Here is a 24,896-nt window from a genome sequence, read left to right as displayed (position 1 = left end):
GCGAAGCGGGCCCGGCTGCCGCCTGCGGCCGAGGCCCGCGCTAAAAAATCGGGGAACGACCAAGGCAGGCTCAGACGCTCACACACCTCGTGACAAGGGCTTGGCCATGACGACGAACGACAGCCTACCGCTTGGGTCTGCGGCCTCGCCCGCGGGCTTCGACCGCCGCAAGGCGCTGAAGACGATCGCCGCTGGCGCCGCCGCCGCGCTGGCGACGCCCTACGTCCGCCCGGCCTCCGCCGCGCCGACCACGCTGCGCGCCCTGATGTGGGAGGTCTACGCCATCCCCGAGGTCATCAAGGCCTTCGAGGACAAGCACAACGTCAAGTTCTCGCCGACCTTCTTCGACGGCAACTCCGAGGCCTACAACAAGCTGCGCGTCGGCGGCACGCGGGACTTCGACCTGGTGCAGGCCGACGGCTTCTGGCCGGGGCTGTACTACCGCGAGAAGCTGATCCGCGCGATCGACTACGCCAAGATCCCGAACACGGCCAAGGTGTTCCCAGTGTTCAAGCCGGATCGCTTCAAGCTGCTGACCGACGAGGCCACCGGCAAGCACTTCGGCGTCACCTGGTGCTGGGGCAGCTACGGCACGACCTACAACACCGCGATGATGCCGAAGGACAAGGTCCAGAGCATCGAGTGCCTGTTCGACCCCGAGTTCTCCGGCCGGCTCGCCACCAGCGCGCGCTTCGAGGAGAACATCGCGCTCGCCGGCATCCTGGTCGCGACCCGCATGGGCACCAAGGACAAGCCGCGCCCGGACGGCAAGCCATTCAACCCCTACGTCCTCACCGACGAAGAGCTGGCAGGCGTCGAGAAGCTCCTGATCGAGCAGAAGAAGCTGCTGCTCACCCGCTACAACGACAACAACACGCTGCAGCAGCTGCTCGAGAGCGGCGCGATCGCCGCGGCGCCGGAGTTCGCGCAGTCCTACCGCGTGCTGCTCGCCAAGAAGGCCAAGGGCGAGATCGACGCCGACTTCGCCCACCAGCTCATCCCGAAGGAAGGCGGCCTCGGCTGGGTCGACACCTGGCTCGTGACCTCCGGCGTCGCGGACGGCCCCATGCTCACGCTCTGCGAGCAGTTCATGGACATGATGCTCGCGCCCGAGATCATGAAGCAGCAGGCGCTGATCGGCGGCGCCTCGACCACCATCGACATCCGTTCGATCGCGACGCCCGAGGAGCAGAAGCTCTACCTCATGGACCGCACCGAGGAGCTGTCGGACATGTACATGTTCGACCAGCCGTCCTCGACGGAGAAGTGGGAGCGGGTCTGGTCGCGCATGCAGGCCGCCTGAGCCGTTTGAGCGCGCGCGGCTCCTTCGCGGGCCGCGCGCGCTCAAGCAGCGCGCCGGCGTCCGTCTCGCCCACGAACGCCGGCGCGCGAGCCTTTTCCGATCCGCGTCGTCCGCAGGAGTTCCCAGCGCGTGTCCTACATCTCCCTCGACGGCGTCTCGAAGCAGTACGGCGCCGCATGGGCCGTCGACCGCGTGGCGATGGCGATCGAGAAGAACGAGTTCGTCTCGCTGCTGGGCCCGAGCGGCTCCGGCAAGACCACCCTGCTGCGCATCATCGCCGGGCTGGAAAAGCCGACCAACGGCCGCGTGCTGATCGGCGGCGAGGACGTCACCGACTTAGCCCCGCACAAGCGGGGCGTCGCGATGGTGTTCCAGGAGTTCCTGCTGTTCCCGCACCGGACCGTGCGTGAAAACCTCGCCTTCCCGCTGCGCATGCTGAAGCTGCCGAAGACGGAGATGGACGAGCGCATCGACTGGGTGCTCGGCATCCTCTCGCTGCGCGGGCTCGAGGGCCGCTACCCCAACCAGCTGTCCGGCGGCCAGCAGCAGCGCGTCGCGCTCGGCCGTGGGCTCGTCGGCCGGCCGAAGGCGCTGCTGCTCGACGAACCGCTCGCCAACCTCGACCGCGAGCTGCGGCAGGAGATGGAGGTCGAGATCCGCAAGCACCAGACGGCGCTCGGCATCCCCTTCATCTACGTCACGCACAACCAGGAGGAGGCGCTCTCCATGAGCGACCGGATCGCGGTGGTGCGGAACGGCCGGATCGAAGACTTCGCGCCGCGCGCCGAGATCTACGATCGGCCGAAGACCGCTTTCATCGCCCAGTTCGTGGGGCGCTCGAACCGCTTCGTCGGCGTGCTGAAGCGCGAGGGCGCGACCGCGGCGATCGACGCCGGCGCCGTCGCGCTCGCGACCGCCGACCGGCCGGGGCTCAAGGAGGGCTCGGTCGCGGCCTATGTGAAGAACGAGAAGGTCCGGCTGCGGACCCCGGAGACGCTTCGCGCCCTCGGCGCGAACGCGCTGGCGGCGACGGTCAAGCACGTCATCCTGCGCGGCGCCTACGCCGAGTATGTCCTGACCTGGGCCGCCGGCGAGATGATCGCGAGCCGGCCCCGCGCGGAGGTAGAGTTCTCCGCCGGAGACGCCGTGGTCGCGCATTGGGACCCGGAAGACGTCGACCTCTTCCCCGAAAAGGAGGCCGCCGCGTGAGGAGCCGCCTCGCCCCCTGGCTGACGCTCGGCGTTCCGACCGTCTTCCTGATCGCGCTGTTCGTCCTGCCTCTGCTGTCGATGCTCGTGCTCAGCGTCTGGCGGACCGAGAACTACCACATCGTCCAGGACTGGAACCTCAGGAACTACTGGGTGCTGGCGACCGACGGGGCCTACGCCACCTTCCTCCTCCGCTCGCTCGCGATGGCGACCGCGGTCTCGGTGATCTGCACCGCCATCGCCTGGCCGGTCGCCTACGGCATCACGCTCTACGGCGGCCGCTACAAGCTGCTGCTGACGCTGGGCTTCGCGGTGCCGTTCCTCACCGGCGAGGTGCTGCGGGTGATCGCGCTGCAGGGACTGCTCGGACCCGTGGGCCTCGTCAACGGCGTGCTGATGTCGCTCGGGGCCGCGCCGCTGCGCGCCATCATGTACACCAACGTCGCGAGCGCGATCGGCCTCGTCTACCTCTACCTGCCGATCGTCGTCACGGTGATCTACCTGTCGCTGCTGAACTTCGACCAGCGGCTGCTCGACGCCGCCAAGATCTTCGGCGCGAGCCCGGCGCGCGCCTTCTTCGAGATCGCCTGGCCGCTCAACCTGTTCGGCACGCTGATCGGCTTCGCGCTCTGCTTCATCCCCTGCCTCTCGGCGACGCTCGCCCCGCGCTTCCTCGGCGGCCCCAACGGCACGCTCTACGGCATGGCGATGGCGCAGCAGTTCGGCGAAAGCGGAACCTGGGCGCTCGGCGCCGCCATGGGCGTGGTGCTGTTCGCGCTCTCGATCGCGGCGGTGTTCGTGGCGTTCCGCACGGTCGACCTGCGCCGCACCGGCTTCACGGGCTTCGGGAGGAGCTGATGCGGTTTCGTCCGGGCAAGATCGCGCTGATCGCGACCGTCGTCGTCTCGTACCTCTTCCTCTACCTGCCGATCGTGCACATCGGGCTCGCCAGCCTGTCGCGGAACTCGAGCTTCCCCTACCCGCCGCACTGGTCGTTCGCGACCATGTCCCGGCTGCTCGGCAACTCGCTCTACCAGACCGCGCTCGGCAACAGCCTGCTGCTGGGCGTGCTGGTGGCGACGCTCTCCACCGCCCTCGCCGGCGCCGCCACCATCGGGCTGATGCGGCACGCGGGCCGGAAGACCACCCTGTTCCTCACGCTGTTCATCGCGCCGCTGTTCGTGGCCGAGGTGCTGCTCGGCATCTCCTCGCTGATCTTCAGCGGCCTGTTCCTGGGGCTCCAGGGCAACCTCGGTTCGGCGGTGCTCGCCAACGTCGTGCACTGCTTCTCCTACGCCCTGCTGATCATGGCGACGCAGCTCTACCGCTACGACTGGCGGCTCGACGACGCCGCCATGGTGTTCGGCGCGACGCCCGCGCGCACCTTCTTCGAGGTGACCCTGCCGCTGATCTGGCCTGGGCTGCTGGGCGCCTTCATCGTCACCTTCATCATGGCGTTCAACAATCTCGAGATCTCGTTCTACCTGCTGGGCGCCACGCCCACCCTGCCCTCGGTCGCCTGGGGCGCGCTGCGCTACGGCGTGAAGCCGGAGCTCTATGCGCTGGCGACCTGCGTGAACCTCGTGGTGCTCTGCGTGCTGGCGGTGATGTTCGTGCTGATGCGCACCGGGCTGGCCACCTTCGGGCATCGGCCGGAACGGGAGCGGGCGGCGGTCTGAGCGCCGCGCCCCCGCGGCGCGAATCTTGCGTGCGGTCGGCGTCACGCGCCCCCTCGCCCGGATGCCGCCTTGCCCCTGCTCGACGCCCTCGGTCTCGACCTCGAACGCCGGCCCGACGCGCCGCTGCATCGGCAGCTCTACGATCGGCTGGTCGACGGGATCGCCGCCGGCGCCATCAAGCCGGGCGAAAAGCTGCCCTCGACGCGCGATCTTGCGCAGTTTCTGGGCGTCTCCCGCAACACCATCATGCTGGCGTTCGAGCACCTGACGGCGGAGGGCTTCCTCGAAGGCCAAAGCGGCTCCGGCACCTACGTCGCCCGCGAGCCGCCGTCGAAAGCCGCGACGCCCGCGCCGGCGCGCATCAACCCCGCGCTCCGCGCCGCCGGCACGCTCGACCGCTCCTTCGCCTGCGGCTCGGGCTTCGCGGACGTTCCCGCCACGCTCCGGCACATGCGCCGCCCCGTGCCGTTCCGCTCCAACTTCCCGGCCGTCGACGCCTTCCCCGTCCAGGTCTGGGCGAAGCTCGCGGCCGACATCTACCGCAAGATGAGCCCCGAGCTCGCCGGCGAGCTGATGGGCGAAGGCGACCCACAGGGCTACGCGCCGTTGCGCGCCGCCATCGTCGAGCACGTCACGCTCGGCCGCGGCCTCGTCTGCCGGCCGGAGAACGTCGTGGTCTTCGCCGGCGCCCAGCACGCGGTCGACCTCGCCTGCCGCATCCTGTTGACCGAGGGCGAGACCGCCTGGTGCGAGGATCCGGGCTACGACGGCGCCTACGCCTCCGTCACGGCGGCGGGCGCGCGGCCCGTGGCCGTGCCGGTCGACGCCGACGGGCTGGACGTCGCGGCAGGCGTCGCGCGGGCGCCCGACGCGCGGCTCGCCTATGTCTCGCCCTCGAAGCAGTTCCCGCTCGGCATGAGCCTCAGCCTGGAGCGGCGGCGCGCGCTGCTGGACTGGGCGAGCCGCGCCGACGCCTGGATCCTCGAGGACGACTACGACGCCGAGTTCCGCTACGCCGGGCGCCCTCTGCCCGCCCTGCACGCGCTCGACCGCGAGGGCCGCGTGATCTACCTCGGCACCTTCTCGAAGACGCTGTTTCCGGGCCTCCGGCTCGGCTTCGCGGTCGTGCCGGACGCGCTGGTCGAGGCCTTCGTCGCCGCCCGCTCCGTCACCGGCCGCTACTCGCCCATGCTGGAGCAGGCGCTGGTCGCACGCTTCATGAGCGAGGGGCATTTCGCCAGCCACGTGCGCCGCATGCGCAAGCTCTACGCCCAGCGGCAGGCCCACCTTCTCGACGCCATCGCCCGACGGCTCGGCGACTGGATGACCCCGGAGCCGACCGAGACCGGCATGGAGATCGTCGCCCGGCTGCGGCCCGGCCTGAGCGCGCGGCGGGTGGCCGCCGCCGCGATCCAGGAGGGGCTCGAGCTGATGCCGCTCTCCGCGCTCGCCCGCGAGGCCGAGGTCGACGATCTCGTCACCATCGGCTTCAGCGCCTTTTCGGCGGAGCAGATGGACGAGGGCGTGGAGACCCTGCGGACGGTGCTCCTGCGCCTCGATCAGACGCCACGCGCGAACTGAATCGCGGCGGAGAGGCGGACAGGCTTAGAATCAGGCCACGCCGCCGCCCGCGGCGCGCATCTCGAGCAGGCCGGCGTCGATCGCGACCCAGACGAGGTTGGCGTCGGTGCGGGCGTTGAGCTTCGCCTTGATGCCGGAGTGGTAGTTCTGGATCGTCTTCTGGCTGAGCGAGAGCGCGTCGGCGATCTCGTCGGTCGTCATGCCGGAGGCGATCAGCTGCAGGATCTCGACCTCCCGCGGCCCGAGCGCCTCGAGCGGCGACTTGCGGCCGGAGAGCCGCTCGACGGCGATCTCGTGGGCGATGTCGTCGCTGACCGCCTTGCCGCCGGCCGCGATGGTCGCGATCGCGGCGATCAGCGCCTCGGGCGGGCTGCTTTTGGTGACGTAGCCCGCCGCGCCGGCCTCGAAGGCCTTCAGCGCGTAGGACAGGCCCTCGTGCATCGTGAACACCAGGATGCGCGCCTTGCGGTCGACCGCGCGAATGCGCCGGATCGCCTCCAGCCCGCTCGAGCCCGGCATGCTGAGATCGACGACGACGATGTCCGCCGGCTCCCGGCGGTAGGCGAGATAGGCGGCCGCCGTGCTGTCGGCCTCGCCGGTGACGCGGTAGCCCGGCTGAAGCTCGATCAGCTTGCGGTAGCCGGCGCGCACGACCGGGTGGTCGTCGACCAGAAGGATCGTAAGGTCGCTCATCGCCTCAGGCCGCCTTGTGCTCGATCGTCGGGCCGCGCAGCTCGCCGGCGCGCGCGAGCGGGATCACCGCCGAGATCCGGACGCCGCGCCCGGTGGCGTCCGCGTCGAACCGGCCGCCGAGGGCGTCGACGCGCTCGCGGATGCCGACGAGGCCGTGTCCGCGGCCGGCGCCGAGATCCTGGGCCGAGCCGCCGCCGTCGTCCTCGACCGTCACCGCGACGGCGTCGGTCGGCTCCGCCGAGCGTTCGACGCGCAGGCGCACCTCCTGCGGCCGGCCGTGCTTCGCGGCGTTGGTCAGCCCTTCCTGCGCGATGCGGTAGACCGTCAGCGCCGCCTGCTCCGGCGCGCCGTCGACGTCGCCCGCGAGTTCGAGCCGGAACACCGGGCGCTGCGCCGCGATCGCGACGCGCGCGTTCCAGCTCGCCACCAGATGCGCGAGGCTGTGCTCCAGCCCGACGTCGTCGAGCTCCGGCGGCCGCAGCCGGGCGAGCGCGTTCTTCAGCGTGGCGGCCATGCCTTCGCTGAGGCCCGCGATCTCGCGGGCGCTCTCGGCGATGTCGGGCCGGTCCCTGGCGCTCGCGGAGGCGATCGCGGCGGCGAGCGCGCGGGCGCCGGTGAGGCACTGGCCGAACTCGTCGTGGAGATCGCGCGCCAGGGCGAGGCGCTCCTCCTCCTGCACGTTGAACAGCCGCCGGGTCACGGCCGCGCGCGCCTCGGTGGTGCGGGCGAGGCGCTCCGTCAGGTCGTTGAACGCCCGGGCGACATGGGCGAACTCGCGGGCGGCGAAGTGCGGCAGCCGCACCGAATGGTCGCCGCCCTCCAGCCGATTCAGCCCCCGCACGATGGTCTCGACCGGACGCAGCGCGTGGCCGATCGCGAGCGTGGCGAGCAGCGCGATCGCGATCGCCATCGCGCCCGCGACGCCGATCACGACGCTGACCTGCCGCCAGGCCCGCCAGGCCACCGTTCCCGGCTCCGCCTCCGCTTCAACGGTCCCGACCTCGTGGCGGCCGCTCGCGACCTTGCGCGTCGCCGGCTCGACCGCGCCGAACAGCGCGCCGTTCAGGGCTTCGAACCAGCGGGGCGCCTCGCCGACTTCGGACAGGCCGCCGCAGAAGCGGGTCGGCGCGTCGCCCGTCCAGGCGAGCGTCACGCAGAATCCGGGACCGATGATCCGGAGCGTGTCCGCGGTGCGCCATTCGGGAAAGGCGAGCTTGGCGCCCGACCCTTGCGCGCCGCGGAACATGACCTCGCGCCAGGCGAGGTTCCGGGCCTCGCGCTCGACCCGTTGCGCGGTCGCCGTGACCTCGTCCCGGATGACGCGGTTCGCCTCGATCATCGTCCAGGCGCCCGCGCAGGCGAGGCACAGGGCGACGACGGCGAAGATCCGCAGAACGAGGGCCGCCACCAGCGACATGTTTTCGCCTTCCGTCTCAACGTCTTGGTGTCTAAGACCAGGGCTCCGAAAGCAAGTGTCCCCTGCGAGATCAGGAGAAGTTCCCAGCGCAAGTCGGGAGCCCGGCTCTTGGGATCCTCGCTCTTATCAGCAGTTTCACAAGGACAGCGGACGGAACGCTCGAGACGAAACAAAAGACGCCGCCGGCGCCGCCCGCGCTTCCGGAGAACGTCCATGAAACGCGCTTTGCTTTTCGGCCTCGGCGCCGCGATCCTCGCCGGATCCGCGCCCGCTTTCGCCAACGACAGCGTCGAGGCGATCCTCAAGGACCCCAAGCAGTGGGGCATCCAGACCGGCGACTACGCCAACACCCGCTACTCCAAGCTCGACCAGATCACCGCGAAGAACGTCGACAAGCTCCAGGTCGCCTGGACCTTCTCGACCGGCGTGCTGCGCGGCCATGAGGGCGGCCCGCTTGTCGTCGGCGACGTCATGTACGTCCACACGCCGTTCCCGAACAACGTGTTCGCGCTCGACCTCAACGACAACGGCCGCATCATCTGGAAGTATGAGCCCCGCCAGGACCCGAACGTGGTCCCGGTGATGTGCTGCGACACCGTCAACCGCGGCGTCGCCTACGCCGACGGCATGATCTTCCTGCAGCAGGCGGACACCACGGTCGTCGCGCTCGACGCCAAGTCCGGCAAGAAGATCTGGTCGGTCGTCAACGGCGACCCGAAGAAGGGCGAGACCAACACCGCCACCGTGCTGCCGGTGAAGGACAAGCTGCTGGTCGGCATCGCCGGCGGCGAGTTCGGCGTGCGCGGCCACCTCACCGCCTACGACCTCAAGACCGGCAAGCTGGCCTGGCGCGCCTATTCGATGGGGCCGGACAAGGATCTCCTGGTCGACCCGGAGAAGACCACCGAGCTCGGGAAGCCGATCGGCAAGGATTCGTCGCTGAAGAGCTGGCAGGGCGACCAGTGGAAGATCGGCGGCGGCACGACCTGGGGCTGGTACTCCTACGATCCGAAGCTGAACCTCGTCTATTACGGCTCCGGCAACCCCTCGACCTGGAACCCGAAGCAGCGGCCGGGCGACAACAAGTGGTCGATGACGATCTGGGCGCGCGACCCCGACACGGGCGTCGCCAAGTGGGTCTATCAGGTCACGCCCCACGACGAGTGGGACTACGACACCACCAACGAGATGATCCTCACGGACCAGACGATCGGGGGCAAGGCGCGCAAGCTCCTCACCCATCCCGACCGCAACGGCTTCGCCTACACGGTCGACCGTGAGACCGGCGAGCTGCTGGTCGCGGAGAAGTACGATCCGGTGGTGAACTGGGCCACCAAGGTCGACATGGACAAGTCGTCAAAGACCTACGGCCGGCCGCTCGTCGTCGCCAAGTACTCGACGGAGCAGAACGGCGAGGACGTGAACAGCCAGGGCATCTGCCCGACCGCGCTCGGCACCAAGGACCAGCAGCCCTCGGCCTACTCGCCCGAGACCGAGCTGTTCTACATCCCGACCAACCACGTCTGCATGGACTACGAGCCGTTCCAGGTGGCCTACACCGCCGGCCAGCCCTACGTCGGCGCGACGCTTTCGATGTACCCGGCGCCCAACAGCCACGGCGGCATGGGCAACTTCATCGCCTGGGACAACAAGGCGGGCAAGATCGTCTGGTCCAACAAGGAGATGTTCTCCGTGTGGTCCGGGGCGCTGGCGACCGCCGGCGGCGTGGTGTTCTACGGCACGCTCGAGGGCTACCTGAAGGCGGTCGACGCCAAGACCGGCAAGGAGCTCTACAAGTTCAAGACGCCGTCCGGCATCGTCGGCAACGTCATGACCTACGAGAACAAGGGCCGGCAGTACGTGGCGGTGCTCTCGGGCGTCGGCGGCTGGGCCGGCATCGGCCTCGCGGCCGGCCTGACCGGCGGCAACGAGGGCCTCGGCGCGGTCGGCGGCTACGCCGCGCTCGCCCAGTACACCGCTCTCGGCGGACAGCTCACGGTGTTCGAGCTGCCGCGCTGACCTGATTTCGGGCCCGGACCTTCGGGCCCCCCGCTTTTCCATAGCGTGTCCGGGCTTCCCTTCCTCCCTCGGCCCCGACGCAGAACTTATGGACACGGCGAGCTCCCTCGTGGGCTCGCCGACTTTTTTTGCACCGGCGCCAACAACGTGTCTGCATACATTATTGACAATGTATGTTTCGCACCCTATCTCCTCCGCATGAAGGACCCAGAGGAGGCTCCCATGACGGCGGCGACCTACCCCCGCCAGAACCCCTACGACGTGGGCGTGCGCGGCCGTTGCCCGCGCTGCGGCGAGGGGAAGATGTTCAACGGGTTCCTGACGCTGAAGCCGAAGTGCGAGGTCTGCGGCCTCGACTATTCCTTCGCCGATCCGGCGGATGGGCCGGCCTTTTTCGCCATCACCTTCGCCTGCCTGCCCTCGGCCTGCTTCGCGGTCTGGCTGGAGCTCGCCTACCAGGCGCCGTACTGGCTCCACCTCTTCACGACGGTGCCGATCATGCTGGCGACGCTGCTGCCGCCCCTGAGGCCGCTGAAGGGCTGGCTGGTCGCGAGCCAGTACTACCATAAGGCCGCCGAGGGCCGTCTCGTACGCCCCGGCGAAGAGGACGACGCCGAGCGCTGAGCGTCGCCTTCGCGTCGACGGCGCTCAGACCACGTCGTGCAGCGTCCGGCGGCCGTCGCGCAGGATCTCGGCCAGCGTCGTGAGCGCGGCGGCGAGCCGCGCCCGCTCCGGCACCGCGCCGAGCGAAATCCGCACCGCCTCGACCGCAGGCCCGCCGACGTTGAACGCGTCGGACGGCGTGACGGCGAGCCCCTGCGCCCGCGCCCGGTCCGCCAGGCGGTGTCGATCCCAGCGCGCCGGCAGCGGCAGCCACAGATGCAGGCCGTTCCGGTGCGCGCGCGCGTCCGGCAACGCCGCGCGGGCCAGCGTCTGGCGCGCGGCGGCTTCAGTGCGCACGCCGTCGAGAAAGGCCTGCGCCGTCCCCTCCCGGATCCAGCGTCCCAGCACCGCGGTCATCAGCGGCGGCGCCATCAGGCTGACGGCGCGAAGGCCGGCGACCAGTTCGGCGCGCGCGGCCGGCGACGGCGCGACCACGTAGGCCACCCGTAGGCCCGGCGTCAGGCATTTCGACAGGGTGTGGACGTGCCAGGTGAGGTCGGGCGCAAGCGTCGCGAAGGGCGGCGGCGCGCCCATCGCCAGCGGCGAATAGGGATCGTCCTCCAGAATCGGCAGGCCGTGGGCGGCCGCGACCTCGGCCAAGGCGCGCCGTCGCGCCTCCGGCATCGTGATCGCGGTGGGGTTTCCGATCGTCGGGTTGAGGTAAACGAAGGCCGGCTTGCGCGTCCGGCACAGGCGATCGAGCGCCTCCGGCCGCATGCCGTCCGCGTCCCCCTCGACCGCGCGCGGCTCGAGACCGTACTGATGAGCGATCGACAAAGCGCCGGGATAGACCAGCGGCTCGCAGGCCATGGCGTCGCCGGACCGCGCAAGCGTCGTGGCGATCGCCGCCATCGCGCCCTGCGCCCCCGCCGCGACGAGGATGCGGTCTGGGTCGACCGCGCCCAACGTCGGCCGCAGCCAGGCCGCCGCCGCCGCACGGTCGGAGACCGAGCCGGCGCCAGGGTGATAGGACATCAGCTGGTCGATGTCGGTCCGCGCCACGAGATCGGCGACGCTCCGACCGAGAACCTCCGCGAGCCGCACGCCGCGCGGCGCGGGCGGAATGTTCATGCCGAGGTCGATCGGCGGCGCCGTGGGGTCCCGGCGGGCCGCGACGAACGAGCCGCGTCCCGTGACCGCGTCGAGCAAGGCCCGGCGCCGTGCCTCCGCGTAGGCCCGCGTCACCGTGGTCAGATCAACGGAGAGCGCCTGCGCGAGGCTGCGCTGCGGCGGCAGCCGGTCGCCCTCCCGGAGCGCGCCGGAAGCGACGGCGCCTTCTATTGAGTCCGCGATCTGCAGATAAAGCGGCCCGCCCGCGGGGTCGATCCGGGGCGTCCACGACGTCGCGCCGCTCATTCCCGGCCCTCATCCATGCACTCGGTGGATTGTATGCGCGACCGCCCCGCCCACAATCAAGCGCCGCATGGCGGCCGCGGGCGCATCTCTCGACCGATCAGACGATGACATAGCTCAAAGCCCAACCCCGCTCCCCGTGCGACGGTCTTGGCGGCCGGCGGGACCCCGGGTGACGGGACCCACCGCGCAGCGACGAGGAGCGGCGTTTCGATGATGGGCTGGTTCGTTCGGCTTTCCCTCGCCCTGGCGAGCTTCGTCACCGCCGCCTTCGTGGCGAAGGACGCGCCGAACTTCGGCGTCGTCAACGTGTTCGTCGCGATCATCCTGCTCGTCATGGGCCTCGCCGTCCTCGCCCTCTGGTCGCCGGTCGCCCAGTGGGCGAAGGGCGCCTGGCGAAACCTGAAATCCTGACCCCCATCAGCCGAGGAGGCCGCCATGGCCAACATGATGAAAGCCGCCGTCGCGCGCGCGCTCGGCCAGCCGCTCGTGATCGAGGAATGGCCCGTCCCGGAGCCGGGGCCGGAGCAGATTCTGGTCCGGATCGAGGCGACGGGCGTCTGCCACACCGATCTCCATGCGATCAAGGGCGACTGGCCGGTGAAGCCGACCGTCCCGTTCATTCCCGGCCATGAGGGCGTCGGCGTCGTGGTGGGCGTCGGCCGGTCCGTGAAGCGGGTGCGCGAGGGCGATCGCGTCGGCGTCCCCTGGCTTCACACCGCCTGCGGCTACTGTCCGCACTGCCGCACCGGCTGGGAGACGCTCTGCGGCCAGCAGCAGAACACCGGCTATTCGGTCAACGGCAGCTTCGCGGAGTACGCCCTCGCCGATCCGAACTATGTCGGCCGCATCCCGGACGGCCTCGACTGGGGGCCGGCCGCGCCGATCCTCTGCGCCGGCGTCACGGTCTACAAGGGCCTCAAGGAAACCGAGGTGAAGCCCGGCGAATGGGTGGCGGTGTCCGGCGTCGGCGGGCTCGGCCACATGGCGGTGCAGTACGCCAAGGCGATGGGCATGCATGTCGCGGCGATCGACGTCCATCCGGACAAGCTGGCGCTCGCGACCGCGTTGGGCGCCGAGCTCGTGGTCGACGCCAGCGCGGGCGATCCGGCCGCGGAGATCCAGGCGAAGACCGGCGGCGTCCATGGCGTGCTGGTCACCGCCGTCTCGCCCGCGGCCTTCGAGCAGGCCTTCGGCGCGCTGCGCCCGCACGGCACGATGGCCCTTGTCGGCCTGCCGCCCGGCCGCTTCGCGCTGCCGATCTTCGACACCGTGCTGAAGCGCATCACCGTGCGCGGCTCGATCGTGGGCACGCGACAGGATCTGGAGGAAGCGCTGGCCTTCGCCGGCGACGGCGCCGTCGCGGCGCACTTCAGCTGGGACAGGCTCGAGAACGTCAACGCGATCTTCGAGCGGATGGAGGCCGGCGAGGTGGACGGGCGCATCGTCCTGCAGATCGCCGGGGCCTGAGCGCCGCGGCCCGAGCCGGGACATTGGGGCCGGGCCAGCGGCTCTCCCGCCGGACGCTGGGTCCTCGTTACGGCGAGGGAATGTTTCCTTCCGCCACCACCTGCTTCCAGCGGGCGATCTCCTTGGCCTGGAACGCCTCGAACTCCTTGCCGGTGTTCGCCACTACGTCGAACCCGGTCTTGGCGAAGGCCGCCTTCACCGCGTCGGTCCGGAGCGCGTCGGTGAGCGCGGTCTCGAGCTTGGCGCGGACGGCCGGATCGAGGCCTTTCGGCGCGCCGAAGGCCTGCCAGGAGTAGACGTCGACGCCCTGGACGCCCTGCTCCTTCAGCGTCGGAACCTCCGGCAGCATGGCGTGGCGCTCGTCGCTGGTGACGGCCAGCGCCTTGACCTTGCCGGCGGCGATCTGCGGGTAGATCACGCCGAGGTTCTGGAACGAGGCGTCGGTCTGGCCGCCGATGAGGTCGACGATGGCCGGTCCGCCGCCTTTGTAGGGGATGTGGTTTCCGCTGGTGCCGGTCTTCTGCCAGAACAGCTCGGCCGTCAGATGGTCGGACGAGCCGGATCCGGAGCTCGCGAACGAGACCTTCTCCGGGTTGGCCTTCAGGTGAGCGACAAGCTCGGCGACGGTGTTCGCGGGAAAGTCCTTCCGCACCACGAGCACGTTCGGCGTGCGCACGGCGACGGTGAGCAGGTCGAAGTCCTTGGCGGCGTCGTAGGTCAGGCCCTTGAACAGCGCCGGGTTGATCGACCACACCGAAAGCGCGGCGCAGAGGATGGTGTAGCCGTCCGGCGCCGCGCGCGCGACGGCGGCCGCGCCCATGTTGCCGGTGGCGCCCGGGCGGTTCTCGACGATCATGTTCGCGCCGATCGTCTTCTCGGCCGCGGCGGCGACGATGCGGGCCGCGGCGTCCGACCCGCCGCCCGGCGGGAACGGCACGACCACGGTGATCGGGCGCTCGGGGTAGCCGGCCGCGAAGGCCGGGACCGCGGCGGCGACGATCGCGGCGGCGGCGCAGAAAGCTCGAACGATGCGCATGTGCGCGTCTCCTGTCAGGCGTTCCCTGTGGCGGGCGCTCTGGCGGCGCCGCTTCCGAAGGGAAACGCTAGCGGGGGCGTCGATGCCGGTCTAAACCAGATGCGGCATCGTCTGATGCCGTTGGCGCATCGTTTGGCGGCGGCCCATGTTCGAGTTCACCCATCTGCGCTGTTTCGTGGCGGTGGCCGAGGAGCTGCATTTCGGGCGGGCGGCGCGGCGGCTGAACATGACGCAGCCGCCGCTTAGCCGTCAGATCCAGCTGCTCGAGCACCTGCTCGAGGCGAAGCTGTTCGAGCGCTCCAACCGGCGGGTGGCGCTCACCCCCTCGGGCCGGGCCTTCCTGCCGGAGGCGCGCCGCCTGCTGCAGCTCGCGGAAGGCGCGGCGATGTCGATCCGGCGCATCGGCGTCGGCGAGGCGGGAACCGTGACCATCGGCTTCACCGCCGCCTCCGGCTACGACTTCCTCCCCCGCATCGTGCGCGAATTGCGGGCGGAGCTCGCGAACGTCGACCTCGTGCTGCGCGAGGCCGTGACCTCGGCGCAGCTCGACGCCCTCGCCTCCGGCCGCCTCGACATCGCGCTGGTGCGCCCGCCGGTCCGCCGCGCGACCTTCCGCTCCCGGATCGTGCTCCGGGAGCCGATGATCCTCGCGCTGCCCGCCGGCCATCCCATGGCCGAGCGCGAGGTGGTCGACCTGCACGATCTCGGCGACGAGCCGGTCATCAGCTACTCGCCGTTCGAGGCGCGCTATTTCCACGACCTGGTGCTCAGCCTGTTCGGCGCGGCCGGCGTGCAGCCGACGATCACCCAGCACGTCAGCCAGATCCACTCGGTGCTGGCGCTGGTCCGCATCGGCCTCGGCCTCGCGCTGGTGCCGGAGGCGGCGGCGAAGCTGCGGTTCGACGGCGTCGTCCACCGCCCGATCCGGTCCCCGGGCGAGGGCATGGCGCAGCTCGCGGCCGTCTGGCGTACCGAGCAGGAAAACCCGGCGGCGGAACGCGCGCTTGAGGTGATCCTGCGCCAGGCGCCGCCGCTCGACAGCTGAACCATGCGCAGCCTGCATCAATCAATGCCGTGTTTGTCTTGGACAGCAACGACGCGCGCTGGGACCCTCGCCTCCAAATAACCCGCGCAAAGCGGATCCAAGGAGGACTCCCATGACGTTCGCAGCGACGCCGCTCACCCGCCGCATCGTGCTCGGCCTCGCCGGCGCGGCGCTTCTCAGCATGACCCACGCGGCGCCCGCCGCGGCGCAGACCTTCGATCGGCCGGTTCGCCTCATTGTCCCTTACGCCCCGGGCGGCACCTCGGACACCCTCGCCCGGATCATCGCCCCACTCCTGCAGGAAAAGGTCGGCCAGCCGGTCGTGGTCGAGAACAAGCCGGGCGCGGCGGGCAACATCGGCGCCGACGCCGTCGCCAAGGCCGATAAGGACGGGCAGACCTACCTGCTGACCGACGTCGGCACCGTGGCCTCGGCCCCCGGCCTGTTCGCCGACCTCACCTACAAGCCGCTCGAGGACCTCGCGCCGGTGACGATGGTGATGTTCTCGCCCTATGTGCTGGCGGTCAGCCCCAAGCTCGAGGGCGTGACCGACGTCGCGAGCCTTCTCGCCTACGCCAAGGCCAACCCGGGCAAGCTCGCGGTCGCGAACTCCGGCGTCGGCGGCGTCAACCACATCACCGCGGTCGCCATGGCGAAGGAGCTTGGCGTCCAGTGGAAGACCGTGCCCTACAAGGGCGGCGCGGCCGCGACCCAGGCGGTGGTCTCCGGCGAGAGCAAGGTGATCATCAACGGCGCCACCGCGACGCTGCCCTTCGTGACCAACGGCCAGCTCAAGGGCCTCGCGGTAACGGGCGACGAACGTGTCGCCGCCGCGCCGGATCTCCCCACCTTCAAGGAGGCGAAGCTGCCGCAATCCGACGTCGGCTCGTGGCAGGGCCTGCTGACCACCGCCGGCTCGCCGCCGGAGAAGATCGCGGCGGTGAACGCCGCGGTGAACGAGGCGCTGAAGCGCCCCGAGGTGATCGAGCGCATCAAGCAGCAGGGCGGCCGCGTGGTCGGCGGACCGGCGGACGACCTCAAGACCTGGCTCGCGACCAACACCGAGAGCTGGGGCAAGATCATCGCCGACGCCGGGATCAAGGGCCAGTAAGGCCGTGACCACCCGCTTCGACCTGCAGGACGCGCTGTTCGGCGCGTTCCTCGTCGTCGTCGCCGCGCTCGTGTTCTACGCGACGCGGACGCTGAGCTTCGGTTCGCCGGCGGACATGGGGCCGGGCTTCATGCCCCGGGTGCTGGCCGGGATCGCGATGGCCTTCGGCCTGTTCTTCGCGGCGCGCGGATTCAGCCGCGGCGGCGAGCCGATCGAGCGTCCGCGCCTGCGCCCCTTCGTGGCGGTGCTCGGCGCGATCGCGGCCTTCGCGTTGCTCGGCGTGACGGCGGGCTTGGCCGTCGCCGCGATCGCGACGGTGCTGGTCGCCGCCGCAGGCAGCGACGAGACCCGGCCGGTCGAAGTCGTCCTGTTCGCGATCGCGCTGGCGGCGGCCTCCGTGCTGCTGTTCGTGAAGGCGCTGGCGCTCCCCATTCCCGCCTGGCCCTGGTGACGGCATGGAGCTCTTCGACAGCCTGTTCCTCGGCCTGCAGGTCGCGGTCGAGCCGCAGAACCTGCTCTACTGCCTGTTCGGCGTCCTGATCGGCACCGCGATCGGCGTGCTGCCCGGCATCGGGCCGATCCCGACCGTCGCGCTGCTGCTGCCCTTCACCTTCGGGCTGGAGCCCGCGACCGCCTTCATCATGCTAGCCGGCATCTTCTACGGCGCGCAGTACGGCGGCTCGACCACGGCGATCCTGGTCAACGTGCCGGGCGAGACCTCTTCGGTCGTCACCTGCATCGATGGCCACCAGATGGCGAAGAAGGGCCGCGCCGGGCACGCGCTCGCGATCGCCGCGCTCTCCTCGTTCTTCGCCGGCACCGTCGCCACCATCGTCATCGCGTTGCTCGCGCTCCCGCTCGCCGCGCTCGCGCTCAAGTTCACGGCGGTGGAGTACTTCTCCCTGCTGGTGCTCGGCCTGATCGCCGCGGTGGTGCTCGCCCACGGCTCGGTCGCCAAGGCCCTCGCCATGATCGTGCTGGGGCTGATCCTCGGGATCGTCGGCATCGACGTCTCCTCCGGCGCCTCGCGCATGACCTTCGGCATCCCGAACCTCGCGGACGGGCTCGATTTCGTCCCCGTCGCCATGGGCCTGTTCGGCCTCGGCGAAATCATCGCCAACCTCGAGCGTTCGCCCGAGCGTCGCGTGGTGGCTCAGAAGGTCGGCAGCCTGATGCCGAGCTGGGCGGACCTCCGGCAGGCCTTCCCCGCCATGGCGCGGGGCACCGCGATCGGCTCGTTCCTCGGCGTGCTGCCCGGCGGCGGCGCGGCGCTGCCGCCGTTCACCGCCTATGCGCTGGAGAAGAAGTTTGCGAAGGATCCCTCGCGCTTCGGCCACGGCGCGATCGAAGGCGTGGCAGGGCCGGAGGCCGCCAACAACGCCGGCGCGCAGACCAGCTTCATCCCGCTGCTGACACTGGGCATCCCGTCGAACGCGCTGATGGCGCTGATGATCGGCGCGCTGATGATGCACGGCATCCAGCCCGGCCCGCAGATCATGACCGAGCAGCCGGCGCTGGTCTGGGGCCTGATCGCGAGCATGTGGACCGGCAACCTGATGCTGCTGGTCATCAACCTGCCGATGATCGGCATCTGGATCTCGATGCTGAAGATCCCCTACCGGCTGATGTTCCCGGCGATCGTACTGTTCTGCTGCATCGGCGCCTACGGCATCTCGAACTCGATGTTCAACGTCTGGCTGATGCTGGGCTGCGCGGCGATCGGCTACTTCTTCATCAAGGTCGGGGTGGAGCCCGCGCCGCTGCTGCTCGGGCTCGTGCTCGGGCCGCAGCTCGAGGAGAACTTCCGCCGCGCCATGCTGCTCGCGGACGGCGACGTGACCGTGTTCGTCACCTCGCCGATCAGCGCCGTGATCCTCGCGATCGTCGCCCTGCTGCTGATCGCGATGTTCTCGCCGAAGATCGCCGCCAAGCGCGAAGAGGCGCTGGTGGAGTAGGGCGCGCTACGCGGCGCGTGGGCGCTCTCGACCGACCGCGCGGAGCGTCGCGGCCGGTGATGGAGCAGGCGGGTCACGAAGCGGGCGGAGCTTCATCTTGAGGCGCACCCCACCCGGCCGGCCTTCGGCCGTCCACCCTCCCCTGTCCCAGGAGAGGGATCCCCGCGTTCGCTTCCGCAACGGCGAGCGCCACGGCTCAGAACCTGACGCGCGAAATCCCTCCTCGCGCCGAAGGCGTGGGGAGGGTGGCCCCGGCCAAGAGGCCGGGGTCGGGTGGGGCCTTGGGGCGGGCAACGCGACCGTGCGACGACGGGCGTCGCTGCTCGTCGCCTGAAGAGGTCCGCGCCGCGTCCTACCCCCGCTTGCCCTCCTCGTGCGTCGCGACCGTCCAGGCGCGGGCCTGCTCGCTGATGGTGAAGCCGAGGCCGGGGCGGTTCGGCACCACCATGCGGCCGTCGCGGATTTCGAGCGTTTCGTCGAACAGCGGCTCCAGCCAGTCGAAGTGCTCCACCCAGGGCTCGCGGGGGTAGGCGGCGCAGAGGTGGAGGTGGATCTCCATGGCGAAGTGCGGCGCCATCTTGAGGCCCTTGAAGTCGGCGAGCGCCATGATCTTCAGGAACTGGGTGATCCCGCCCACCCGGCCGGCGTCCGGCTGGATGAAGTCGACGCTGTCGTTGCGGATCAGCTCGAAGTGCTCGGCGACGGAGGTCAGCATCTCGCCGGTCGCGATCGGGGTGTCGAGGGCGGCGGCGAGCCGGGCGTGGCCTTCGGCGTCGTAGGCGTCGAGCGGCTCTTCGATCCAGAACAGGTTCATCGGCTCCAGCGCGCGGCCGACGCGGGAGGCGGTCGGTCGGTCCCACTGCTGGTTGGCGTCGACCGCGACGGGGAAGGCGTCGCCGAGCAGCTTGCGCACGGCCTCCACGCGGGAAAGGTCCACCATCGGGTCGGGCTGGCCGACCTTGATCTTCACGCCGCCGATGCCCTTGTCCTTCAGGCGGGCGCAGCTCTCCAGCACCTCCTCGATCGGCGACGACAGGAAGCCGCCCGACGTGTTGTAGGCGCGCACGCTGTCCCGGTGGGCGCCGAGAAGCTTGGCGAGCGGCAGGCCGGCGCGCTTCGCCTTCATGTCCCAGAGCGCGATGTCCATCGCGGCAATCGCCTGGACCGCGAGCCCTGAGCGCCCGACCGAGGCCCCGGCCCAGCAGAGCTTCTCCCAGAGGCGCGCGATGTCGTTCGGGTCCTCGCCGATGAGGTTGTTCGCGATCTCCTTGGCGTGGGCGAACATGCCCGGACCGCCGGCGCGCTTGGAATAGCTGAAGCCGTGGCCGAAGGCGCCGTTGGCGCTCTCGATCTCGCAGAACAGGATCGCGACCTCGGTCAGCGGCTTCTGCCGCCCGGTCAGCACCTTGGCGTCGCTGATCGGGGTCTTGAGCGGCAGGAAGGCGAGCGAGAGCTTGACCCAGGCGATGCGGTCGGTGGTGGCTTCGCCGGGCGCGAGGCCGGCCATCAGCGGGTTGGCGGCGATCGTCGCAGGCGTCGGGGCGGTCATGGGCGGTCTCCTCGGGGTTGAGGCCGCCGTTCGCGCGCGGCCGTCTTGGCGTCGCAATGAGAGGGACGCGACGATAGCCATACCGCGTCCTGGCGCGCCTCTTTGATCCAGAGCGCGCATCGGTTCATGCGAGGTTTGACTTCACGGAACGGCAAGAACGATGCCCATGACGCATCGAACCATTCCCTCTTTGGCTTGGACCGGCATCGTCGCCGAGGCTTAACGTCGGCCTCGCACCGGCCGCCAGACGCCGGATCGAGGGAGCCGACATGCCCGGACCGAGCGACACGCCCGTCGTCACCGAAATGCGCGTCGTTCCGGTCGCCGGCCACGACAGCATGCTGATGAACCTCAGCGGCGCGCACGGACCGTTCTTCACCCGCAACCTCGTCGCGCTCACCGACAACGCCGGACACACCGGCCTCGGTGAAGTTCCCGGCGGCGAACGCATCCGCCAGACGCTGGAGGACGCCCGCGAGCTGATCGTGGGCAAGCCCATCGGAAGCTGGAACGGCGTGCTGAACGCCATGCGCGCGGCCTTCGCCGACCGGGACAGCGGCGGACGCGGCCTGCAGACCTTCGACCTGCGCATCACCATCCACGCCGTGACCGCGATCGAGAGCGCGTTCCTCGACCTGCTGGGCCAGCACCTCGACGTGCCCGTCGCGGCTCTGCTCGGCGAAGGACAGCAGCGGGACGCCGTCGAGATGCTCGGCTACCTCTTCTACGTCGGCCCCTCCGACCGGACGCCCCTGCCCTACCGGCGCGCGGGGAGTGGCGACGACTGGATACGGCTGCGCGACGAGGAGGCGATGACGCCCGACGCCGTCGCGCGGCTCGCGGAAGCCGCGCACGCGCGGTACGGCTTCAACGACTTCAAGCTGAAGGGCGGCGTGTTCGCGGGCGAGGACGAGATCGCCGCCGTCACCGCGATCAAGCAGCGCTTCCCCGAGGCGCGCGTGACGCTCGATCCCAACGGCGCCTGGTCGCTGAAGGAGGCGATCCGCGTCTGCAAGGGCCAGGGCCACATCCTCGCCTACGCCGAGGACCCCTGCGGCGCTGAGGATGGCTTCTCCGGCCGCGAGATCATGGCCGAGTTCCGCCGCGAGACCGGCCTGCCGACCGCGACCAACATGATCGCCACCGACTGGCGGCAGATGCGGCACGCGATCCAGCTCGGCTCCGTCGACATCCCGCTCGCCGACCCGCATTTCTGGACGCTCGCGGGCTCGGTGCGCGTCGCCCAGCTCTGCCGCGACCACGACCTCACCTGGGGGTCGCATTCGAACAACCATTTCGACGTCTCGCTCGCCATGTTCACCCACTGCGCCGCCGCGGCGCCGGGCCGGGTGACGGCGATCGACACCCATTGGATCTGGCAGGACGGCGAGCGCCTGACCAAGGAGTCGCTCGAGATCAAGGGCGGCCTCGTGGCCGTGCCGGAGCGGCCGGGCCTCGGGATCGAGATCGACTGGCGCGAAGTCGAAAAGCATCACGAGCTCTACAAGACCCACGGCCTCGGCGCCCGCGACGACGCGGCGGCGATGCAGCACCTCATCCCCGGCTGGACCTTCGACAACAAGCGCCCCGCAATGGTGCGCTGAAGCGCGGACCGATGCCGACAGACGTCAGAGACACAAGGGACCGGCGATGAACCTCCCCCAGAACACCTTCAAGACCGCGGTCAAATCCGGTCGCCAGCAGATCGGCCTGTGGTCGAGCCTCGCGAGCCACATCTCCACCGAGGTGATCGCGGGCTCGGGCTTCGACTGGATCCTGCTCGACATGGAGCACTCCCCGAACGACCTCGCGGACGTCTACGTCCAGCTGCAGGCGATCATGGAGGGCCCGACCCAGGCCATGGTGCGGGTGCCGAGCGACGACCCGATCACCATCAAGCGCATCCTCGACGCCGGCGCCCTGTCGCTGATGATTCCGAACGTGGAGGACGCCGCGCAGGCGGCCCGCGCCGTCGCCGCCACCCGCTACGCCCCGCGCGGCGTCCGCGGCTTCAGCCAGGCCCCCCGCGCCGCCCGCTTCGGCCGCGTCGCGAACTACCATTCGCTGTGCGAGGAGCAGATCTTCGTCACCGTCCAGATCGAATCCCAGCGCGCGCTGGACAACCTCGAGGAGATCGCGGGGGTCGAGGGCGTCGACGGCGTGTTCGTCGGGCCCGGCGACCTTTCGACCAGCCTCGGCTACATCGGCCGGCAGGGCCACGAGGACGTGGTCGCGACCATCGAGGCCACGCTGAAGCGCATCGTCGCCGCCGGCGCCGCCCCCGGCATCCTCACCGGCGACGAGACGCTCGCCCGGCGCTACATCGCCGCCGGCTCGCTGTTCACCGCGGTCGGCTCCGACATGAGCCTGCTCGCCCGCACCACCGAGGCGCTGGCGAAGCGGTTCAAGCAGGGCTGATCACGGGCGCAGGCCGTCAGGAGCGCCGACGTCCCTTCACCTCTCCCCAGCGGGGAGAGGTCGGCCCGTAAGGGCCGGGTGAGGGGGCTTCGAGCCCTCTCCGAAGACCGCCAGCCCCCTCACCCGCTCGGCTTCGCCTCCCGACCTCTCCCCGCCGGAGAGAGGTGAAGACCAGCGGGCCATCCCAAGCGTCCACAGCTTCTCCACAGCCTATCCACAGACCGGAGACCTCTCATGAACATCGGATTCATCGGCCTCGGCATCATGGGCAAGCCCATGGCGGGCCACCTCATCGCCGGCGGCCATACGCTGTTCCTGAAGACGCGGCGCGAGGTTCCGGCCGAGCTGGTCGCAGCCGGCGGGACGGCCTGCGCCTCCGCGGCCGAGGTCGCGGAGAAGAGCGACGTCGTCATCCTGATGCTGCCGGACACGCCGGACGTGGAGACGGTGCTGTTCGGCGAGGGCGGCGTGGCGGAGGGCCTGTCGACGGCTAAGATCGTGGTCGACATGAGCTCGATTTCGCCGATCGCCACCAAGGGGTTTGCGGAGAAGGTCGCCGCCAAGGGCGCGTCCTATCTCGACGCGCCGGTCTCCGGCGGCGAGGTCGGAGCCAAGAACGCGGCGCTGTCCATCATGGTCGGCGGCGAGGAGAGCGACTTCGAGCTCGTGAAGCCGTTGTTCGACCTGATGGGCAAGACCGTGACGCATGTCGGCCCGGTCGGCTCCGGTCAGGTGGCCAAGGTCGCGAACCAGATCATCGTGGCGCTGACGATCGAGGCCGTCGCCGAGGGGCTGCTGTTCGCCTCCAAGGCGGGCGCGGACCCCGCCAAGGTGCGGCAGGCGATCACCGGCGGCCTCGCCACCTCGCGCATCCTGGAGCTGCACGGCGAGCGCATGATCAAGCGCACCTTCGATCCCGGCTTCCGGATCGCGCTGCACCAGAAGGACCTGAACCTCGCGCTCGAAGGCGCCAAGGCGCTCGGCGTCAGCCTGCCCTCGACCGCGATCGCCCAGCAGCTGTTCTCGGTCTGCGTCGCGAACGGCGGCGCGGGCTGGGATCACTCCGGCATGGCGAAGGCGCTCGAGATCATGGCGAACCACGAGATCGCCAAGGCCTGAGCGACGCGCCTCGGCGGCCGGGCAAGCTCGGCCGCGGCCAGCCTCAGTAGAACCCGGTGAGCGGCAGGCGCTCGGCCGAGATCAGGTGCAGCCCCACGCTGCGCGCCTTGTAGGCGGCGGGGTTGTGCGAGGCCAGGGTGCGGGCGTTGCGCCAGTGGCGGTCGAGGTTCGCGCTCTTCTTGGTGGCGGAGGCGCCGCCGGCGTCGAACACCAGCGAGCCGGCGCGGATCGCCAGCGCGTCGACCACCACCTTGGCCTTGGCCGCGGCGAGCGCTCCCGCGTGCGCGGCGTCGATCTGCGGAACGCCGTCGACCCGCGAGGCCACGGCGCGGTCCAGCGCCTCGGCCGCGGCCAGCACCGCCGCTTCCGCCGCGAAGGCGGCGCTTGCAATCTCGCCCACCGCCTGCTGCAGGATAGGGTCGTCCGCCGGGCGCTCGGCCGGCGCGAAGGAGAACGAGCGCTTGCGGGTGCGCACCAGCTCCGCCGCGTCCTCGGCGGCGTTGCGCAGGACGCCCGCTACGATCGCGGTCAGGAACAGCTGCGAGTAGGAGCCGGTGTAGGGCCGGGCGAAGCCGACGCCCGCGCTCTCGTCGTCGAAGATGACCTCGTTCGCCGCGACGTGAACGTCGTCGAGCCGGGTCGTCCCCGTGCCGGTCAGCCGCTGGCCGAGGCCGTCCCAGTCGTCCTCGAGCGTCAGGCCCTTCCGGTCCACGGGCACGATGGCGCTGACGAAGCGGTCGGCCTCGTCCTGCGCGCGGATCAGCACGTAGTCCGAGAACAGGCTTCCGGTGCTGAAATACTTCACGCCCGTCAGCGAGAAGCCGTCGCCGCGCGCGACGAGCCGCGTGTCGAAGCTCGTGCCGCCGACGCTGCGCGCGTTGATCTCGTTCATCGCGAGCCCGACGATCGCGCCGCCGACCACGAGCTGCGCCCAGCGGACATGACGGTCGCCGGTCGACGGCAGCGCGAAGCGCTCGACGTAGCCGAAATGGTTGCGGACGATGTGCGCGACGTTGGGATCGGCGACTGCGAGTTCGATCACGACCGACAGCAGCTCGCGAAGCGTGAGCCCGGCGCCGCCCTCCTCCGTGCGGAGCCGCAGCGCGCCGAAGCGCGCCGCCCGCAGCAGGTCGATCTGGGCGAAGGGCAGCGTGCGCGTCGCGTCGCGCTCGGAGGCGCCCTCCGCTATCGCGGCGAGCAGCTCCGAGAGCTCGCGCGAGCCGGGCGTCGGCAGGCGCGGCGCGACCACGCGAAGGCTGGGGCTGGCGACGGTCATG

22 protein-coding genes are annotated in these 24,896 nt (G+C 70.4%); 16 read left to right on the top strand and 6 right to left on the bottom strand.

What is annotated here, in order from left to right; genetic code table 11:
• The first annotated feature begins 106 nt into the window (after window positions 1–106).
• From K244_RS0119725 to K244_RS0119705, 5 genes are all read left to right on the top strand, one after another.
• Entirely contained in the window at window positions 107–1,303 is a 1,197-nt protein-coding gene (locus K244_RS0119725) for an extracellular solute-binding protein (RefSeq protein ID WP_020188021.1), read from the top strand.
• A gap of 129 nt (window positions 1,304–1,432) precedes the next feature.
• The gene (locus tag K244_RS0119720; protein ID WP_020188020.1) at window positions 1,433–2,512 is read left to right on the top strand and encodes an ABC transporter ATP-binding protein; all 1,080 of its coding nucleotides are present in this window, start codon (window positions 1,433–1,435) and stop codon (window positions 2,510–2,512) included.
• The gene (locus tag K244_RS0119715) at window positions 2,509–3,369 is read left to right on the top strand and encodes an ABC transporter permease (RefSeq protein ID WP_020188019.1); all 861 of its coding nucleotides are present in this window, start codon (window positions 2,509–2,511) and stop codon (window positions 3,367–3,369) included. Before K244_RS0119720 ends, K244_RS0119715 begins: the two co-directional genes overlap by 4 nt.
• A complete protein-coding gene (locus tag K244_RS0119710; protein ID WP_020188018.1) occupies window positions 3,369–4,190 on the top strand; it encodes an ABC transporter permease subunit in 822 nt (273 codons plus the stop codon). Before K244_RS0119715 ends, K244_RS0119710 begins: the two co-directional genes overlap by 1 nt.
• A 69-nt stretch (window positions 4,191–4,259) precedes the next feature.
• Complete coding sequence (locus tag K244_RS0119705) at window positions 4,260–5,771, top strand: PLP-dependent aminotransferase family protein (RefSeq protein ID WP_020188017.1); 1,512 nt, start codon at window positions 4,260–4,262, stop codon at window positions 5,769–5,771.
• Between the two features lie 30 nt (window positions 5,772–5,801).
• Here the strand turns inward: K244_RS0119705 and K244_RS0119700 are convergent, their stop codons facing one another.
• A complete protein-coding gene (locus K244_RS0119700) occupies window positions 5,802–6,464 on the bottom strand; it encodes a response regulator transcription factor (RefSeq protein WP_020188016.1) in 663 nt (220 codons plus the stop codon).
• Window positions 6,465–6,468: 4 nt separating this feature from the next.
• A complete protein-coding gene (locus K244_RS0119695) occupies window positions 6,469–7,881 on the bottom strand; it encodes a histidine kinase (protein WP_020188015.1) in 1,413 nt (470 codons plus the stop codon).
• Between the two features lie 213 nt (window positions 7,882–8,094).
• On the opposite strand from K244_RS0119695, the gene K244_RS0119690 reads away from it, so the two are divergent.
• Both K244_RS0119690 and K244_RS0119685 read left to right on the top strand, forming a co-directional pair.
• On the top strand, window positions 8,095–9,900 hold the full coding sequence (locus K244_RS0119690; protein ID WP_020188014.1) for a methanol/ethanol family PQQ-dependent dehydrogenase: 1,806 nt from the start codon (window positions 8,095–8,097) through the stop codon (window positions 9,898–9,900).
• 222 nt (window positions 9,901–10,122) lie between these two features.
• The gene (locus tag K244_RS0119685) at window positions 10,123–10,524 is read left to right on the top strand and encodes a DUF983 domain-containing protein (RefSeq protein WP_020188013.1); all 402 of its coding nucleotides are present in this window, start codon (window positions 10,123–10,125) and stop codon (window positions 10,522–10,524) included.
• Between the two features lie 24 nt (window positions 10,525–10,548).
• Here the strand turns inward: K244_RS0119685 and K244_RS0119680 are convergent, their stop codons facing one another.
• The gene (locus tag K244_RS0119680; RefSeq protein WP_020188012.1) at window positions 10,549–11,919 is read right to left on the bottom strand and encodes a PLP-dependent aminotransferase family protein; all 1,371 of its coding nucleotides are present in this window, start codon (window positions 11,917–11,919) and stop codon (window positions 10,549–10,551) included.
• Window positions 11,920–12,129: 210 nt separating this feature from the next.
• Here K244_RS0119680 and K244_RS0119675 point away from each other — a divergent pair, with 210 nt between their 5' ends.
• Both K244_RS0119675 and adhP read left to right on the top strand, forming a co-directional pair.
• Window positions 12,130–12,330 carry a hypothetical protein gene (locus K244_RS0119675; RefSeq protein WP_020188011.1) on the top strand — a complete coding sequence of 67 codons (201 nt, stop codon included), beginning with the start codon at window positions 12,130–12,132 and terminating at the stop codon, window positions 12,328–12,330.
• 24 nt (window positions 12,331–12,354) lie between these two features.
• Window positions 12,355–13,386, top strand: a complete 1,032-nt coding sequence (gene adhP / locus K244_RS0119670; protein WP_020188010.1) for an alcohol dehydrogenase AdhP — start codon at window positions 12,355–12,357, stop codon at window positions 13,384–13,386.
• A 67-nt stretch (window positions 13,387–13,453) separates the two neighbouring features.
• Here adhP and K244_RS0119665 read toward each other — a convergent pair whose 3' ends face one another.
• A complete protein-coding gene (locus tag K244_RS0119665; RefSeq protein WP_020188009.1) occupies window positions 13,454–14,422 on the bottom strand; it encodes a tripartite tricarboxylate transporter substrate binding protein in 969 nt (322 codons plus the stop codon).
• 145 nt (window positions 14,423–14,567) lie between these two features.
• On the opposite strand from K244_RS0119665, the gene K244_RS0119660 reads away from it, so the two are divergent.
• The 4 genes from K244_RS0119660 (at window position 14,568) to K244_RS0119645 (ending at window position 18,533) form a co-directional block, all read left to right on the top strand.
• Entirely contained in the window at window positions 14,568–15,467 is a 900-nt protein-coding gene (locus K244_RS0119660; protein ID WP_020188008.1) for a LysR family transcriptional regulator, read from the top strand.
• Window positions 15,468–15,579: 112 nt separating this feature from the next.
• Window positions 15,580–16,578 carry a tripartite tricarboxylate transporter substrate binding protein gene (locus tag K244_RS0119655; RefSeq protein ID WP_020188007.1) on the top strand — a complete coding sequence of 333 codons (999 nt, stop codon included), beginning with the start codon at window positions 15,580–15,582 and terminating at the stop codon, window positions 16,576–16,578.
• Between the two features lie 4 nt (window positions 16,579–16,582).
• Window positions 16,583–17,029: a tripartite tricarboxylate transporter TctB family protein gene (locus tag K244_RS0119650; RefSeq protein ID WP_020188006.1), complete on the top strand. Its 447-nt coding sequence runs from the start codon at window positions 16,583–16,585 to the stop codon at window positions 17,027–17,029.
• 4 nt (window positions 17,030–17,033) lie between these two features.
• Window positions 17,034–18,533: a tripartite tricarboxylate transporter permease gene (locus K244_RS0119645; protein WP_020188005.1), complete on the top strand. Its 1,500-nt coding sequence runs from the start codon at window positions 17,034–17,036 to the stop codon at window positions 18,531–18,533.
• Window positions 18,534–18,885: 352 nt separating this feature from the next.
• On the opposite strand, the gene K244_RS0119640 is transcribed toward K244_RS0119645, so the two are convergent.
• A complete protein-coding gene (locus tag K244_RS0119640; RefSeq protein WP_036307149.1) occupies window positions 18,886–20,040 on the bottom strand; it encodes a mandelate racemase/muconate lactonizing enzyme family protein in 1,155 nt (384 codons plus the stop codon).
• Window positions 20,041–20,351: 311 nt separating this feature from the next.
• Between K244_RS0119640 and gudD the strand changes: the two genes are divergently transcribed.
• The 3 genes from gudD (at window position 20,352) to K244_RS0119625 (ending at window position 23,619) form a co-directional block, all read left to right on the top strand.
• Window positions 20,352–21,686 carry a glucarate dehydratase gene (gene gudD, locus K244_RS0119635; protein WP_020188003.1) on the top strand — a complete coding sequence of 445 codons (1,335 nt, stop codon included), beginning with the start codon at window positions 20,352–20,354 and terminating at the stop codon, window positions 21,684–21,686.
• Between the two features lie 46 nt (window positions 21,687–21,732).
• Window positions 21,733–22,500 (top strand): HpcH/HpaI aldolase/citrate lyase family protein, encoded by a 768-nt coding sequence (locus K244_RS0119630; RefSeq protein ID WP_020188002.1) that lies wholly within the window; start codon window positions 21,733–21,735, stop codon window positions 22,498–22,500.
• Between the two features lie 234 nt (window positions 22,501–22,734).
• A complete protein-coding gene (locus K244_RS0119625; RefSeq protein ID WP_020188001.1) occupies window positions 22,735–23,619 on the top strand; it encodes a 2-hydroxy-3-oxopropionate reductase in 885 nt (294 codons plus the stop codon).
• 43 nt (window positions 23,620–23,662) lie between these two features.
• On the opposite strand, the gene K244_RS0119620 is transcribed toward K244_RS0119625, so the two are convergent.
• On the bottom strand, window positions 23,663–24,895 hold the full coding sequence (locus tag K244_RS0119620) for an acyl-CoA dehydrogenase family protein (protein ID WP_020188000.1): 1,233 nt from the start codon (window positions 24,893–24,895) through the stop codon (window positions 23,663–23,665).
• Between the last annotated feature and the right edge of the window lies 1 nt (window position 24,896).

This window comes from Methylopila sp. 73B, assembly GCF_000526315.1.
In the GTDB taxonomy this organism is placed as follows: Bacteria; Pseudomonadota; Alphaproteobacteria; order Rhizobiales; family Methylopilaceae; genus Methylopila.
Note: the sequence above shows the minus strand (reverse complement) of the source record. Positions and strands in the feature narration are given on the sequence as shown.